The organism is Nocardioides sp. (assembly GCF_030655615.1).
GTDB lineage: Bacteria > Actinomycetota > Actinomycetes > Propionibacteriales > Nocardioidaceae > Nocardioides.
Window position 1 is genome coordinate 25,752 of sequence record NZ_JAURVJ010000189.1, and the last position, 14,658, is coordinate 40,409.

Genomic DNA, 14,658 nt, shown 5'->3' on the forward strand with positions numbered 1-14,658 from the left:
CGGGTCAGCGGTCGATCATCTTCTCCATGGCCTCGCTGTAGCGGTGGCCCTGCACCTCGACCGCGGTGATCGCGGACTCGATCTCCGCCAGATCGGCGTCGGTGAGGTCGACGTCGGCGCCGCCGATGTTCTCCCGGACCCGCGACGTGCGCCGGGTGCCCGGGATGGGCACGATCCACGGCTTCTGGGCCAGCAGCCAGGCGAGCGCGACCTGACCGGGCGTGGCGCCCTTGTCGGTGGCGATCCGGGTCAGCAGGTCGACCACGGCCTGGTTGGCGGACCGGGCCTCGGGGCTGAAGCGGGGCAACGACGTGCGGATGTCGGTCGCGTCGAAGGCGGTGCTGCTGTCGATCGCCCCGGTGAGGAACCCGCGGCCCAGCGGGCTGAACGGCACGAGCCCGATGCCGAGCTCGTCGAGCACGGGGATGATCTCCGGCTCGAGGTCGCGCCACCACAACGAGTACTCGCTCTGCAGGGCGGTGACCGGCTGCACGGCGTGCGCGCGCCGGATGGTGTCGACGCCGGCCTCGGACAGGCCGAAGTGGCTGACCTTGCCGGCCTCGATCAGCTCCTTGACGGTGCCGGCGACCTCCTCGATCGGGACGTCGGGGTCGACGCGGTGCTGGTAGCAGAGGTCGATGTGGTCGACGCCGAGACGGCGCAGCGACCCGTCGACCGCAGCGCGGACGTGCTCGGGGCGGCTGTCGACGCCCTCGGACTGCTGGCCGTCGTCGTCGAAGGCGAAGCCGAACTTGGTGGCGATGACGACCTCGTCGCGGAACGGCGCGACGGCCCGACCGAGCAGCTCCTCGTTGACGAACGGGCCGTAGACCTCGGCGGTGTCGAAGAACGTGACGCCCAGGTCGAAGGCCGAGCGGATGACCCCGGTCATCTCGGTCGTGTCGCTGGCGGGCCCGAAACCGTGGCTCATGCCCATGCAGCCGAGTCCGATCGCGGAGACCTCGAGGCCTTGGCCGAGGGTGCGCTTGTCCATGTGGTCCTCCTGGTGCGGCGGTCGTGCGTGCCTCTCGACCGTACGTCGGCGGCGCGACGGGTGGGGGTCCCTCCCAATACCCCTCGACGGAGGCCTGCGGCGCCGACTCGCGGGAAGCGGACGCCCGACGCGACCTCACGCACTAGGGTCGCGGGCGTGGTGGGGGTGGAGAGCAAGCCGGACGGCGCCGGGTCCGACGACCGGCTCACGGTGACCGGTGACGTGGACGAGACCGTGATGCCCGACCTGCGCGACACCATCGAGAGCGTGTCGCAGGGCTACACCCGGGGCCTGGCCATCGACCTCTCGGAGGTGACGTTCCTGCCGAGCTCGGCCGTGGCCCTCCTGGCGATCGCGCAGCACCGGGCGTTCCTCGAGGGCGGGGTCATCGACCTCGTCGCCCGCCAGGGGACCCTCGCCCAGCGCATCCTCGCGACCTGCGAGATCCCTCACCGGTTCGGCTGAGGCCGGGTGACGGGATGCGTGCGACGTTGCCCGCGGGGCCCGGGGCGGCCCAGGAGGCGCGTGCGCTGGCCCGCGCGTCTCTCTGCGCCACGGGGATGGGCGAGGACGACGTCAACGCCACCCTGATGGTCGTGCACGAGCTCGTCGAGAACGCGATCCAGCACGGCCTCCACGGGCCCGAGCACGAGGTGCGGGTCGAGTGCGACGCGGCGGACGGCGCGCTGCGGGTGCGGGTCGCCAACGACTCGTTGCCGGGGGTCGTCACGACGCACTGGAGCCACCCGCCGACGGGGCACGGCCACCCGCTCGGTCGCGGTCGCGGGCTCCGGATCGTGACGTCGCTGTGCTCCTCGGTCGAGGTCGAGCTGGTCGGCCCGTCGGTGGTCGTGACCGCCACGGTGGCCACCACGGGTGACCGATGAGCCCGACCGCCGACCACAGGCCCCTCACCCACGGGCCCGTCACCCACCCCGCCGGCACGGCCGAGGCCGTCGTCGTCGACCTGACGCGGGAGCTCGTGGCGTGCGCGCAGGTGCTGGTGCGGGTCGGCGGTTCCTGGGTGGCCAGCGCCGCGGTCGGGGGCCGGCCGTTCGTCCGCGCGCCCGACCACCGGGTGCCGGCGCGCACGATCGCCCAGGCCACGCGCCTGCGGGGCAGCGCGGTCACGACCCTGGTCCTGCCCCACGACGACCGTCGCCGTCACGCGATGGTCGACGACGCCCTCGGCGACCCCGCCCTCACCGACCACGTCGCCGCCCTCGGCCCCGTGACGGTCGTCCTCGCGCCGCTCGAGGTCGACGGCCGCAACGTCGGCCTCGCGACGCTGGTGCACCGCGACGACGCGACGCCGTCCCTCGAGCAGGTCCTCGCCTCCCTCGCCGAGCTGCTGCCGGGCGTCGCCGCACGCCTCGACGTCAGCCGCAACGTCGCCGAGAGCCGGCGTCTCGCCGGTGCGTTCAGCTCGTCGCTGCTGGTCCCCGACCCGCCGCCGGGCAGCCCCGTGCTCGCTGCCTCCTTCGTGCGGGTCGGAGCCGAGGACGAGTCCGTCGGTGGCGACTTCGTCGACCTGCACGGCGACGACGTGCTGACGGTCCTGCTCGGCGACGCCATGGGCAAGGGTGCGGTGGCCGGCCTCAACGGCGAGCGCATCATCAGCGCCGTGCGCACCGCCGCCCTGGTCGACCGCGACCCGGCGGCGATCCTCTCGCTCACCAACCGGATGCTGCTCGGCCGGGCCCGCAGCTATGGCGACCACTTCGCCACCGCGCTCTGCGGCCGGATCACCGAGACGCGGCAGGGGACCGCGACGGGGCTGTCGGTCACGCTGGCGTCCGCCGGCCACCCGCCGCCCCTCGTCCTGCGCGAGGACGGCGCCCTCGAGCAGGTCGCCTGCAGCGGGCCGGCCCTCGGTCTCTACGACCGGAGCAGCTATCGGATGGCCGACCTCGTGCTCACCGGTCGCGACACCCTGGTGCTCTACACCGACGGCGTGACCGAGGCCCGGCGCGACGGCGACCTCTTCGGCGGCTCGAGGGTCCTGCGCTCGCTCGCCCCGATGGCCGGCAGCCTCCCGGGCGCGATCATCGAGCGCCTCGCCATGGCGGTCGCCGAGTTCCACCCCGACCACGGGACGCGCGACGACGTGGCCATCCTCGCGCTCCAGCACCGGGCGAGGGGCGGCTCCGGATGACCCGCCTCTCGGCCGCGGCCGCGGAGTCCTACTGGGACGCCGTCGTGGCCGGCGACGACCGGGCCGCCTTCGACCGGCTGGAGACCGCGCTGCGGGAAGGGGTCCCGCTGCCCCAGGTCCTCCGCGGGATGCCCCTCGCCGCCCAGCACCGGATCGGGACGCTGTGGGAGGCCGACACCTGGAGCGTCCCGCAGGAGCACGCCGCGACCGCGGTCAGCCAGCAGGTGCTCCAGCGGCTCCTCACGCGAGGACCACCGGCCGACGCCGACCGCGGTGAGACCGTCGTGGTCGCCTGCGTCGAGCGCGAGTGGCACTCCCTGCCGGCGCTGGTCCTGGCCGTGACGCTCCAGCACCACGGGCTCCACGTCGACCTGCTCGGCGCCGACACCTCCGTCGAGCGGCTGCACGCCCGGCTCACCGACGCCCCGGTGCGCGCGGTGCTCCTCAGCGCCTCGCTGTCCTCGGCCATCCCCGCGGCCCACCGCCACGTCGAGGCGAGCCGCGCCCACGGCGTACCCGTCATCGCCGGAGGCAGCGCCTTCGACCGGGACGGCGTGCGCGCCCGGGCCATCGGGGCGAGCGCCTTCGCCGCCTCGGCCGAGGCCGTCCTGGAGCAGCTCGACCGGCTCCCCGCCCGGGTGCCTCCGGTGCAACCGCTCACCGGGCCCGGGCCGGCCGCGGCCCGCCGCATCCTCCACCAGGAGCGGGTCGTCGCGGCGCGGCTCGTGCACGCCACCCGGCAGCTCGCTGCGCGCCTCGACCGGCGGCCAGGTGACGAGGCCACCCCGTCGTGGTGCGGCGTGCTCGTCGACGCGGCGCCCTACTGCGTCGGCGCCGTCGCCGCCGCGTGCCTCACCGGCGACGAGGGTGTCCTCGACGAGCTCGGTGGCTGGGCCCGGCGGGTGCTCCGGCCGCGGGCCGCGCCGAGCGGTGTCCACGAGGCGTGGTGGGCTGCGCTGGCCGAGGCGGTGCGCGACACCGACGCCGGCGACGTCGCGCACCGGATGGTCGTGGACGTGGGTGCGGCGGTGGCCTCCGGAACCGCTGATCCGGAAGGTAAAGACCGATATCCTGCCCCGACAGACCTCGACCGGCCCGACGTGCGCGACTGAGGCATCCAGGACGGGAGTCGGTCGTGCCCGAGGTCGACGAGGCAGCCGCTGCTGCCGGCGTGCGCCTCGCGGCGACCGTCGACGCCGTCCTGGCCACCGCCCGCCCCGAGGGGCTCGCGTCCTCCACCGTGCTGCTCTACCTGCTCAACTCCAGCGGCTCGGTCGACATGCACGCCTCGCCGGTGGCGTCCGGGTTCGGCCCGAGCATGACGCTGCAGCTCGACGCCCTGCTCGACGCGGTCCTGGCCACCGACGCGACCGGCCGGCAGCGCCACGTGCGCGACGAGACCATGCTGGCCGCGCTCCGCCCGCCCGGCGGCTTCGTGCGCCACGGCGACCGGTCCGAGCCCGGCTCGGTGCTCCTGGCCCCGCTGCACGGCGACCGTCGCCACGTGATCGGCTACGTCGGGCTGGGCATCGAGGGGCCGGACGGCATGCCCACCCCGACCGACGAGAACCTGCTCGCCGGGCTGGCCGAGCACCTCGGTGAGGCGCTCAACCACACCTACGTGGCGCACCGCACCGTCGAGCGGGCCGGCCTCGCCGTCTCGGCCCGCCACGTCGTGATGCGCGCCGCCGCGCAGACCGACGTCGCCGCCGTGCTCGACGAGGCCGCGCTCGCCCTCTCCGAGGTGCTGACGGTCGACGGCGCCTGGTACTCCTGCGTCGCCGTCGCCACGACGACCGTGTCGGCCACCGCCGGCCGCCTCGCCCGGCTCCCCGGCGCGGTGGTCGACCGGCTGACCCGGCAGCTGCCCGACCTGGCGACCCGGGCCTGGGACGACCAGCGTGTCGCGGTCCTCTCCCGCGCGCGCACGCCGCTCAACCCCCCCGTCTCCTACGACCACGACCGCACGCTGGCCGACCTCGCCGAGGCCGGGCTCGCCTCGGTGGTGGTGGTGCCCGTCGGCGTCGGCGACGTGACGCTCGGCTGCCTCGCCCTGGTCCGGTCCGACGCCCACCCGTCGTGGTCGTCGGCCGAGGCTGACATGCTCCTCGCCCTGGGCCGCGACCTCGGCCACGTCATCACCAAGGCGCGGGCGTTCGCGACGATCACGCGCGCCAACGAGGAGCTCTACGCCAACGACCGCTACCGCTCCGAGCTCGTCGCGACCGTCGCCCACGAGCTCGGCACGCCCCTGACCGTCATCAACGCCCACCTCGAGCTGCTCGCCGAGGCCACCGGCGACGGCGACCTCGCGATGTCGACCTCCGCGATCCGCCGCAGCACCGAGCGGATGAGCGCGCTGGTGTCCGACCTGCTGGCCCTCACCCGCTACACGCCCCACGAGCACGCGGCCGCGCACGAGCTCGTCGACGTCGGTGAGACCGTCGACCTGGTCCTCGCCGACCTCGAGGCGACCGCCGACCTGCAGACCGTGACGCTCGTCCACCTCGGCGCCCCGCCGACCGCCCGGGTGCTCGCCACCGCGGTCGAGCTCCGGCACGCGATCGCCAACGTCGTCGGCAACGCCATCAAGTACAGCGACGCCGGCGGTCTCGTGATCGTCCGCACCGACTGCACCGCGACCGACGTCGTCCTCACGGTCCAGGACCGCGGCATCGGGATCTCGCCCGACGACCAGGCCCGCCTGTTCCAGGAGTTCTTCCGCAGTGACGACCCCCGGGCCCGCCAGCGCCCGGGCACCGGGCTGGGCCTCGCGATCGTCGATCGGGTGCTGCGCCGGATGGACGCCTCGATCAGCGTCGACTCCGACCCCTTCGGCACCACCTTCACCATGCGCTTCCCCTTGCCTGACTCTTGAGTCACTTCACCGTCGACACCATCCGTACGGGGGAGTAACGTCGGGGGGAGGCAGTGGAGTGCGACCTCTCTGCCTCCATCCGTCCCACCCGGACCCCATGCTGGGTGGGGCGGATCCCCCCAGGTGGCCGGTTAGCCCCTGAGCTCGGGGAACATGTCGTCGCGGAACTCGCCGGACGCGACCTCGGCGGCCCGCGCCAGGTCGTCCTCCCGACCGCGGAGCTCGACGCGGCGGATCTTGCCCGAGATGGTCTTGGGCAGCTCACCGAACTCCAGCCGGCGCACCCGGAGGTAGGGCGGCAGGTGCTCACGCGCGTGCTTGAGGATCGCGTACGCCGTCTCACGGGTCGGCTCCCAGTCGGGCGCCACGACGACGTAGGCCTTGGGCACGGCCAGGCGCACGGCGTCCGGCGCGGGCACGACGGCCGCTTCGGCGACGGCGGGGTGCTCGATCAGCACGGACTCGAGCTCGAACGGGCTGACCTTGTAGTCGGAGGCCTTGAAGACGTCGTCGGTGCGCCCGACGTAGGTGATGTAGCCGTCCTCGTCGAGCGAGGCCACGTCGCCGGTGTGGTAGAGCCCGTCGGCCATCGCCTCGTCGGTGCGCTCGGCGTCGCCGTGGTAGCCGACCATCAGCGGGACCGGCCGGCGGGTGGGTCCGGTGAGGTCGAGGCAGATCTCGCCCTCGGCGCCGGCGCCCTCGACGCGGGCACCCGTGGCGGGGTCGACCAGCACGACCGGGACGCCCGGCAGCGGCCGTCCCATCGAGCCCGGCTTGACCGGCTGGCCGGGGGAGTTGCCGACGACCGCGGTCATCTCGGTCTGCCCGAACCCGTCGCGCAGCGTCAGCCCCCACCTGGCCCGCACCTGCGAGATCACCTCGGGGTTGAGCGGCTCGCCCGCCCCGATGACCTCGCGCAGCGAGCCGGGTCCCTCGGACAGGTCGGCCTTGATGAGCATCCGCCACACCGTGGGCGGCGCGCAGAACGTCGTGACGTCGCGCGAGCGGAGCTGCTCGAGCAGGGCGGGGGCGTCGAAGCGCGTGTAGTTGTAGAGGAAGACCGTCGCCTCGGCGATCCACGGCGCGAAGAAGCACGACCACGCGTGCTTGGCCCAGCCCGGCGACGAGATGTTGAGGTGCACGTCGCCCGGCCGCAGGCCGAGCCAGTACATCGTCGTCAGGTGGCCGACCGGGTAGGACACCTGCGTGTGCTCGACCAGCTTGGGCCGCGACGTCGTGCCCGAGGTGAAGTAGAGGAGCAGCCGGTCCTGGGGACCGGTGCCCGGGTGGGGGAGCGGACCGTCGTCGGCCGCCCCGCCCGCACCGGTGGCCGTGCGCAGGTCGTCCCACCCGTCGGCCGGGCCGACCGAGATCCGCGTGTAGTCGCCCGGCACCTCCTCGAACTTGCCGACCTCGGCCGCGTTGGTGATGACGTGCCTCGCCTCGCCGCGCTCGACCCGGTCGCGCAGGTCGGCCGGACCCACGGCGGTCGTCGTCGGCATGACGACGGCGCCGAGCTTCATCACCGCGAGCATCGACTCCCACAGCTCGACCTGGTTGCCGAGCATGACGATCACGGAGTCACCCCGGCCGACCCCGCGCTCGGCGAGCCAGCGGGCGAGCCGGTTGGAGCGCCGACGCATGTCGTCGTACGACGTCTCCGAGGTCGTGCCGTCCTCCTCGACGATGACCAGCGCGGGCCGGTCGCTGTCGAGCGCGACCCGGTCGAACCAGTCGACCGCCCAGCACCACAGCGGCCCGACGTCGGGGAAGCGGAACTCGGCGACCGCCCGGTCGCGGTCGGTGGACAGCTCGAGCAGCAGGTCGCGGGCGGCGCGGTAGGTCTCGTGGGGGTCGGGGGTGGTCATGGGGAGATCCTCACAGTCGGTCGTCGGCGATCAGTCGGTTCAGCGCCGCCGGTACGTCGAGCACGGACCCGATCGCCGCGACGCGGGCCCCGCTGTCCCGGGCGAGCCGCTGGGCCTCGTCGTCGTCCTCGGCCGGGGCGAGGATCACCAGCTCGTCGATGCTCCGCGCCGCCGACGTCGCGTCGACCTCGTCGGTGACCCGGCAGTCCGAGAGCAGCAGCACCACGCGCCGTCGGGCGCGGGTGCTCGCCAGCTGCACCTGCGCCTCGCGCAGCGCCCCGGCGAGGCCGGTGGTGCCGTGGCCGCGCAGGGCGAGGATGCGCTCGATGGTCGCCGTCGGGCGCGCCGCCTCGGAGACCCGCTTGAGCCGCGTGGTCGTGGCGGCGAACGCGAGCACGGCGTGCTCCTCGGGGGCGTAGGTCAGGCAGGCCGCGCCGGCGACCGCGGCCGTGGTCAGCCGGGCCCCGTTCATCGAGCCGGAGTGGTCGATGACCAGGCAGAGCGCCAGCTCGGGCCGGCTCCACGCGACGGCGGTCATGTCCTCGAGCGACGGCATCCGGGCCTCGGCCCGGGCGCCGACGATGGCGTCCATCGAGCGGTCGAGGTCGAGGTCGCCACCGCGGTGGGCCGGCACCGGACGGGGCTTGGCCACCCCCCGGTTGCGCGGGATGCCGCGCCGCGTCTGGTCGAGGATCAGCCGCGGCGCGAGCCGGCGTACCGCCGCCCGCAGCCGCTCGTCGGTGGCGTGCGACATCTCGACGAGCAGGGTGAGCGTGTCGTCGGGGTCGCCGCGCAGCGCGTCGTCGAGCGCCTGGAGGTCGAGCTCGCCGACCTCGGGCGAGAGCTCGGCGAACTTCGGGTTCTTGGCGAGGTCGGACCGGCCGGTCGTGCGCGGCGCCGACTTGCGCTGGCGCGACTGGGGTGTCGCCGGTGGAGGGGAGCCGCCCGCCCCGGGGGGCGGGCTCAGGGTTCCCCCGGCGACCCCTCGCTGTCGGCCGGGTCGGCCGGGTCGGCCGGGTCGGGGGCGTCGGACGGCTCGGCACCGAACACGGCGACGTAGAGCTCGGTCACGACCTGCTCCGGCGTCCGGTCGCAGCCGTCCTGCAGGCGGATCCGGCCGGACAGCGACGCCTTGGCGGCAGCAAGGCCGACGTGCCAGTCGTCGGTCGGTACGCCCCGCAGACGGGCGAGCTCGACGGACAGCCGCGCGATGTCGATGGCGCCGCGGACCGACGACCCGAACCGGATGTCCTCGTGGTCACGGGTGCTGCGGACGAGCTCGACGACCTGGGCCCGCCAGGCCAGGTCGATCTCGTCGGTCCGCAGCCCGACGATCGACTGCTCGGCCTCGGAGGTCTGGTAGTCCATCGAGATCCGGCAGGTGCGGTCGTAGAGCGCGCCGGAGACCCGGGCGGTGCCGACCGCGTCGAACGGGTTCATCGCCGCGACCAGGGCGAACCCAGGGGCTGCCGCGACCCGGCCGAGGCGGGGGACGGTGATCTCGAGCTCCGACATCGCGGTCAGCAGGACGTTGAGGGTCTCCTCCGGGATCCGGTTGAGCTCCTCGACGTAGAGCAGGCCGCCGGTGCGCAACGCCTCGAGCAGCGGGCCGTCCTCGAAGATCTCGGCGACGTAGCCCTTGGAGAGCACGAGCGCCGGGTCGAAGTGGCCGATGAGGCGGGCCGGGGTGAGCTCGGCGTTGCCCTCGACCATCACGAACGGGATGCGCCGGCCGGTCGCGACGCGGCGCAGCAGCGTCGACTTGCCGGTCCCGGGCGGCCCCTCCAGCAGCACGTGTGCGCCGCTGAGCAGGGCCGCCTCGAGGAGCTCCGCCTCGGCGGCCCGCTCGATGACCTCCATGGGGCCGTCCTGCACGCCCGGCCCCATGGAGGACGTCTGTGTCACCTGGTCGGTCTCCGTCGCCGTCAGTTGTGGCTGTGGACGACGACGCCGCGGACGTTCTTGCCGGCGAGCAGGTCGTCGTAGCCCTCGTTGACCTGGTCCAGCGTGTAGGTCCTGGTGATGATCTCGTCGAGCTTGATGTCGCCGCTCTGGTAGAGGCCGAGGATCCGCGGGATGTCGATAGTCGGGTTGCAGTCGCCGAACAGGCTGCCCTTCAGCGTCTTGCGGAAGAGGGTCATGATCGAGCCCGGGAGCTCGATGTTCTGCTCCTCGAGCTTGTTGAGGCCGGTCAGCACCACGACCCCGCCCTTGCCGATCGCGTTGAAGCCGCCTGCGACGATCTCGGAGGTCATCAGGCCGGGGGTCAGGATGGCCGAGTCGGCCATCTGGCCGCGGGTCAGGTCGGTGATCGCCTCCATGGCCTCGTCGGTGCTGGCGAAGCTGTGCGTGGCGCCGAGCTCCATCGCCTTCTCTCGCTTGTTCTCCAACGGGTCGACGGCGATGATGTTCTTCGCCCCGGCCAGCCGGGCGCCCTGGACGGCGTTGATGCCGATGCCACCGATGCCGACGACCACGACGGTCTCGCCGGGCTTGACCGCGGCGGTGTTGACCGCGGCGCCCCAGCCGGTGGGCACGCCGCAGCCGACGAGCACGGCCTTCTCCAGCGGCAGGTCGTCGTCGACCTTGACGCACGAGTTCTGGTGGATGACGCCGTACTGGCTGAAGGTCCCGAGCATGCACATCGCGCCGTAGTCGCCGCGCGGGCCGGTGTTGGGGAAGCGCTCGCCGGGCAGGTAGCCCTCGAGGATCGTGGCACCCATGTCACAGATCGACTGGCGGCCGGTCGCGCAGTAGCGACAGCTGCCGCAGTTGGGGATGAACGAGCAGACGACGTGGTCGCCGACCTTGACCCGGCTCACGCCGGGGCCGACCTCCTGGATGATGCCCGCGCCCTCGTGGCCGAGGATCATCGGCAGCCGGGCCTCGAGGTCGCCGTGGGCGACGTGCACGTCGGAGTGGCACAGGCCGGCGTGGGTGTACTGGATCAGCACCTCTCCCTCGCGGGGCTTGTCGAGCTCGAGCTCCTCGATCTCGATCGGCTTGCCGGCTTCGATGACGACTGCTGCCTGGGTCTTCATGGTTCTCCTCTGGGCTCGTGGTCCCCCCACCGTGGCACGCGTCACACGAGCCGTCTGTTCAGGAACTGGACAGCCCGGGTCACCAGAGCGGGTGCATGATGGGTGTGACGGGGCCCACACGAGCGACCCCGGGAGGTGCACCCGCATGCCGCGACCCGCGACGTCCTACGACGACCTCCCCGACGCGCGCCCCGACATCGCCGCCTCGTGGCGCCGGGCCAGCCTCGCCGGGGTCGACCGCACGGGGTCGTTCGAGCGACTGGTCCCCGGCGACATCGACCGCCACAGCTCGCTCCTGGTCGGGGCCGCACCCGTGCTGGAGCAGCTCGAGTCGAGCCTGGCCGGCACCGGCTACTCGACGATCCTGGGCGACCGCGAGTGCCGGATCGTGCGGCGCTGGTTCGACGACCCCACCACCCGCGAGGGCTTCGACCTGCTCAACATCCGCGAGGGCGCGAGCATGCTCGAGGACACGATCGGCACCAACGGCCTCGGCACGGTCTTCGAGACCCGCCACCCGGTGGTCATCCACGGGCCCGAGCACTTCGCGGAGTCGCTGCGGCGGTTCAGCTGCTACGGACACCCGATCCGGCACCCGCTCACCCGCCGCATCGAGGGCGTCCTCGACATCTCGGCCGTCGTCGAGACCGCGAGCCCCCTGCTCCCGCCGCTCATCGCCCGCGCCGTCCACGACATCGAGCAGCGCCTCCTCGGTGGCAGCCGCATCTCGGAGAAGAGCCTGCTAGCGGCGTTCCAGGAGGCGTCGGGCCACAGCCGGCACGCCGTGCTCGCCATCGGCGAGAGCATCGTGATGTGCAACCAGGCGGCCTCCGACCTGCTCAGCTCCTCCGACATCGCGCTGCTCCGGGTGCTGGCCGAGGACCCGCCGGGAGCCGGCGAGAGCGCGCTCCGGGTGACCCTCGAGACCGGGCGCCCCGCCGACGTCACCGTCACCCGCGTGCCCGGCGCGCGGCGCGGCGTCCTGCTGCAGGTCGCCGAGCGAGCGACCGGCCCGCACCTGACCCCGACCACGATCCCCACGACCGTCCCTCTCCGGGCGCCGGCCCCCACCCTCGTCTCCGGGCCCCCCGGGACCGGTCGCTCGACGCGGGCCCGCGAGCTCGCCGTGCTGCCCGCCAAGGTGATGCGGGCCGCGACCGCCCTCCTCGAGGGCGAGGCCGCGTGGGCCCAGGAGCTCGAGCGTGCGATGAAGCGGTCGGGCGGATCGGTCGTCGTCGACGGCATCGACCTGCTGAGCGACGAGCTGCTCGACCTGGTGATCGAGCTGGTCGACCGGCGCACCCGTCCCCAGCTGGTCCTGACCTCCGGCCCCGTCGAGGGGCTGACCGGCCGCGCTGCGACGCTGGCGGCGACGGCCATCACCCGCGAGGTGATGCGGCCGCTGGCCTCGCGGCGTACCGAGATCCCCGACCTCGCCGTCTCGATGCTCGGCGCGGTGGCCGCGAGCGACTCGGTGCACCTGACGCCCGGAGCCCTGCACGCGTTGGCCGCCCACGACTGGCCGGGCAACCTGCGCGAGCTCAAGGCGGTCATCGCCCACGCTGCCGCGCTGCGCTCGTGCGGCGGCATCGCGCTGACCGACCTGCCGGAGCCCTACCGGGTGACCGGACCGGCCAAGCCGTTGGCCGGCCTCGACCGCGCCGAGCACGACGCGATCGTCGCGGCGCTCCGGGCCGCCGACGGCAACAAGGTGCAGGCGGCGCGCGACCTCGGGGTCTCGCGCACGACCCTCTACGCCCGCATCCGCCAGCTCCGCATCACCGGTTTCTGACGCCCGACCCCCGACGTCCAGAAACTGAACACCTAGGCAGTGCGGCGAGGCGCACGCTGTGATTCCCGCCATTGCCTACGCACCAGGAGTGCAGATGACCGTCATCGCCGACGTCGAGACCAACCTGGACCGGACCCGCTTCTTCATCAACGGTGAGTGGGTGGACCCGATCGGCTCCGAGACCCACCACGCCCTCGAGGCCGCCACCGGCGACGCGCTCGGCACCGCGTCGCTCGGCACCGACGCCGACATCGATCGCGCCGTCAAGGCCGCCCGCGAGGCCCTCGACCACGGCCCCTGGGGCCGCACGACGGCCGACGAGCGCGCCGCGCTCATGCACAAGTTCGCCGACGCCCTCGAGAAGCGTGCCGACGCGACCGCGACCCTGGTCAGCCGCGAGAACGGCATGCCGATCACCCTGTCCGGACCGTTCAACGGTGCCGCCCCCGCCGGCCTGCTCCGGATGTACGCCGAGCAGGTCAGGGCCATGGACCTCGAGGAGGTCCGGCCCAGCGCCCTGGGCTCGACCATCGTGCGCCGCGAGCCGGTCGGCGTCGTCGGCGCTATCGCGCCGTGGAACTACCCGCAGGTGCTCGCGATGATGAAGATCGCCCCCGCCCTCGCCGCCGGCTGCACCGTCGTCCTCAAGCCCTCGCCCGAGACCGCGCTCGACTCCTACGTGATGGGCGACGCCGCGCAGGAGGCGGGACTCCCGCCGGGTGTCCTCAACATCGTGCTGGCCGACCGCGGCGCCGGCGCCTCGCTGGTCTCGCACCCGCTCGTCGACAAGATCGCGTTCACCGGCTCGACCGAGACCGGCCGCATCATCGGCGCCGAGTGCGGCCGCCTGATCCGCCGGATGACCCTCGAGCTCGGCGGCAAGTCGGCCGCGATCTTCCTCGAGGACGGCGACATCGACACCTTCCTCGGTGGCATCGGCGCGGCCTCCTTCATGAACAACTCGCAGACCTGCACGACGCAGTCGCGGATCCTCGCGCCGCGCTCGCGCTACGACGAGGTCGTCGACGCCCTGGCCGGCTGGACCGACAGCCAGACGATCGGCAACCCGCTCGACCCGGCGACCACGATCGGGCCGATGGCGAGCGAGAAGCACCTCGGCCGGGTGCTCGGCTTCATCGACGTGGCCAAGAACAGCAACGCGCGCCTCGTCTCCGGCGGTGGCCGCCCCACCGACCAGGACCGCGGCTGGTTCGTGCAGCCGACCGTCTTCGCCGACGTCGACAACGACGACCGCCTCGCCCGCGAGGAGGTCTTCGGTCCCGTCATGGCCGTCATCCCCTTCGACGACGACGCGGACGCCGTCCGGATCGCCAACGACAGCAACTACGGCCTCGGCGGCTCCGTCTGGAGCGCCGACGAGGAGCGTGCGCTCGGTGTCGCCCGCCAGGTGCGCACCGGCACGATCGGGCTCAACTACTACAGCCTCGACCTCGGCGCGCCGTTCGGCGGGATGAAGGACTCCGGCGTCGGGCGCGAGCTCGGCCCCGAGGCCATCAACCCCTACCTCGAGTACAAGTCGATCTACGCCGGCGCCGACCGGCTCCGGGGCTGAGCCGGGCTGAGCCGGGGGAGCAGCGCCCGGGCCGAGCCGGCCCGGGCGCAGCCCCACCACACGCCGGCGCCGTAGGCGAGGTCGTCGATGCGTCGTCCGGCGAGCCGGGTGAGGGGGTCGAGGCCCCGTCGGTCGGTGAGCGCGACCGCGCCATCGACGACGGCCGCCGCCAGCAGGACGCGGCGGCCGGTGCGCGTCGTGGCGGCCAGCGCCGCGAGCGGCCAGAGGTGTCGTACGGCGAGCGAGGCCTCCTGGCGCACCGACGAGCCGAGCGCGGAGGCGGCGACCCTGCCCGCGGACGCAGCCGGGAGGGTGTCGGCCAGCCGGCGGTGGGCGACCGCCCACGCGACGAGCCCG

Annotated in this window: 12 protein-coding genes and 1 pseudogene; 7 read left to right on the forward strand and 6 right to left on the reverse strand. The window is 73.6% G+C overall.

The window, feature by feature from the left end; all coding sequences use genetic code 11:
• Nucleotides 1-4: 4 nt before the first annotated feature.
• Entirely contained in the window at nucleotides 5-994 is a 990-nt protein-coding gene (locus tag Q7T52_RS15960; protein WP_304804206.1) for an aldo/keto reductase, read from the reverse strand.
• A 156-nt stretch (nucleotides 995-1,150) separates the two neighbouring features.
• On the opposite strand from Q7T52_RS15960, the gene Q7T52_RS15965 reads away from it, so the two are divergent.
• The 5 genes from Q7T52_RS15965 to Q7T52_RS15985 are packed head-to-tail and all read left to right on the forward strand — an operon-like array spanning nucleotide 1,151 to nucleotide 6,027.
• The gene (locus tag Q7T52_RS15965) at nucleotides 1,151-1,459 is read left to right on the forward strand and encodes an STAS domain-containing protein (RefSeq protein ID WP_304804208.1); all 309 of its coding nucleotides are present in this window, start codon (nucleotides 1,151-1,153) and stop codon (nucleotides 1,457-1,459) included.
• Nucleotides 1,460-1,473: 14 nt separating this feature from the next.
• Entirely contained in the window at nucleotides 1,474-1,881 is a 408-nt protein-coding gene (locus tag Q7T52_RS15970; RefSeq protein ID WP_304804210.1) for an ATP-binding protein, read from the forward strand.
• Nucleotides 1,878-3,149, forward strand: coding sequence for a PP2C family protein-serine/threonine phosphatase (locus tag Q7T52_RS15975; RefSeq protein WP_304804212.1), 1,272 nt, complete (start codon nucleotides 1,878-1,880; stop codon nucleotides 3,147-3,149). Before Q7T52_RS15970 ends, Q7T52_RS15975 begins: the two co-directional genes overlap by 4 nt.
• Nucleotides 3,146-4,261, forward strand: a complete 1,116-nt coding sequence (locus tag Q7T52_RS15980; protein WP_304804214.1) for a B12-binding domain-containing protein — start codon at nucleotides 3,146-3,148, stop codon at nucleotides 4,259-4,261. Before Q7T52_RS15975 ends, Q7T52_RS15980 begins: the two co-directional genes overlap by 4 nt.
• A gap of 23 nt (nucleotides 4,262-4,284) precedes the next feature.
• Nucleotides 4,285-6,027, forward strand: coding sequence for a HAMP domain-containing sensor histidine kinase (locus Q7T52_RS15985; protein ID WP_304804216.1), 1,743 nt, complete (start codon nucleotides 4,285-4,287; stop codon nucleotides 6,025-6,027).
• Nucleotides 6,028-6,158: 131 nt separating this feature from the next.
• Here Q7T52_RS15985 and Q7T52_RS15990 read toward each other — a convergent pair whose 3' ends face one another.
• The 4 genes from Q7T52_RS15990 to Q7T52_RS16005 all read right to left on the reverse strand — a co-directional run bounded on the left by Q7T52_RS15990 (nucleotide 6,159) and on the right by Q7T52_RS16005 (nucleotide 10,936).
• The gene (locus Q7T52_RS15990) at nucleotides 6,159-7,895 is read right to left on the reverse strand and encodes an AMP-binding protein (protein WP_304804218.1); all 1,737 of its coding nucleotides are present in this window, start codon (nucleotides 7,893-7,895) and stop codon (nucleotides 6,159-6,161) included.
• Nucleotides 7,896-7,905: 10 nt separating this feature from the next.
• A complete protein-coding gene (locus Q7T52_RS15995) occupies nucleotides 7,906-8,649 on the reverse strand; it encodes a vWA domain-containing protein (RefSeq protein ID WP_304804220.1) in 744 nt (247 codons plus the stop codon).
• A gap of 209 nt (nucleotides 8,650-8,858) precedes the next feature.
• Complete coding sequence (locus Q7T52_RS16000) at nucleotides 8,859-9,755, reverse strand: MoxR family ATPase (protein WP_304804222.1); 897 nt, start codon at nucleotides 9,753-9,755, stop codon at nucleotides 8,859-8,861.
• Nucleotides 9,756-9,820: 65 nt separating this feature from the next.
• Nucleotides 9,821-10,936 carry an NDMA-dependent alcohol dehydrogenase gene (locus Q7T52_RS16005; protein ID WP_304804224.1) on the reverse strand — a complete coding sequence of 372 codons (1,116 nt, stop codon included), beginning with the start codon at nucleotides 10,934-10,936 and terminating at the stop codon, nucleotides 9,821-9,823.
• Between the two features lie 145 nt (nucleotides 10,937-11,081).
• Between Q7T52_RS16005 and Q7T52_RS16010 the strand changes: the two genes are divergently transcribed.
• Both Q7T52_RS16010 and Q7T52_RS16015 read left to right on the forward strand, forming a co-directional pair.
• The gene (locus tag Q7T52_RS16010; RefSeq protein WP_304804226.1) at nucleotides 11,082-12,728 is read left to right on the forward strand and encodes a sigma-54-dependent Fis family transcriptional regulator; all 1,647 of its coding nucleotides are present in this window, start codon (nucleotides 11,082-11,084) and stop codon (nucleotides 12,726-12,728) included.
• A 94-nt stretch (nucleotides 12,729-12,822) separates the two neighbouring features.
• Complete coding sequence (locus Q7T52_RS16015; protein WP_304804228.1) at nucleotides 12,823-14,301, forward strand: aldehyde dehydrogenase; 1,479 nt, start codon at nucleotides 12,823-12,825, stop codon at nucleotides 14,299-14,301.
• On the opposite strand, the pseudogene Q7T52_RS16020 reads toward Q7T52_RS16015, so the two are convergent.
• Nucleotides 14,271-14,658: pseudogene (locus tag Q7T52_RS16020) on the reverse strand (mycofactocin system glycosyltransferase); the annotation flags it as partial. The gene Q7T52_RS16015 and the pseudogene Q7T52_RS16020 sit on opposite strands and share 31 nt — an antisense overlap.

Bases quoted from the DNA above. Each gene is read 5' to 3' on its own strand.
- Q7T52_RS15960 (WP_304804206.1), bottom strand. From the start codon at position 994: ATGGACAAGCGCACCCTCGGCCAAGGCCTCGAGGTCTCCGCGATCGGA.
- Q7T52_RS15970 (WP_304804210.1), top strand. From the start codon at position 1,474: ATGCGTGCGACGTTGCCCGCGGGGCCCGGGGCGGCCCAGGAGGCGCGT.
- Q7T52_RS15975 (WP_304804212.1), top strand. From the start codon at position 1,878: ATGAGCCCGACCGCCGACCACAGGCCCCTCACCCACGGGCCCGTCACC.
- Q7T52_RS15980 (WP_304804214.1), top strand. From the start codon at position 3,146: ATGACCCGCCTCTCGGCCGCGGCCGCGGAGTCCTACTGGGACGCCGTC.
- Q7T52_RS15990 (WP_304804218.1), bottom strand. From the start codon at position 7,895: ATGACCACCCCCGACCCCCACGAGACCTACCGCGCCGCCCGCGACCTG.
- Q7T52_RS15995 (WP_304804220.1), bottom strand. From the start codon at position 8,649: ATGTCGCACGCCACCGACGAGCGGCTGCGGGCGGCGGTACGCCGGCTC.
- Q7T52_RS16000 (WP_304804222.1), bottom strand. From the start codon at position 9,755: ATGGAGGTCATCGAGCGGGCCGCCGAGGCGGAGCTCCTCGAGGCGGCC.
- Q7T52_RS16005 (WP_304804224.1), bottom strand. From the start codon at position 10,936: ATGAAGACCCAGGCAGCAGTCGTCATCGAAGCCGGCAAGCCGATCGAG.
- Q7T52_RS16010 (WP_304804226.1), top strand. From the start codon at position 11,082: ATGCCGCGACCCGCGACGTCCTACGACGACCTCCCCGACGCGCGCCCC.
- Q7T52_RS16015 (WP_304804228.1), top strand. From the start codon at position 12,823: ATGACCGTCATCGCCGACGTCGAGACCAACCTGGACCGGACCCGCTTC.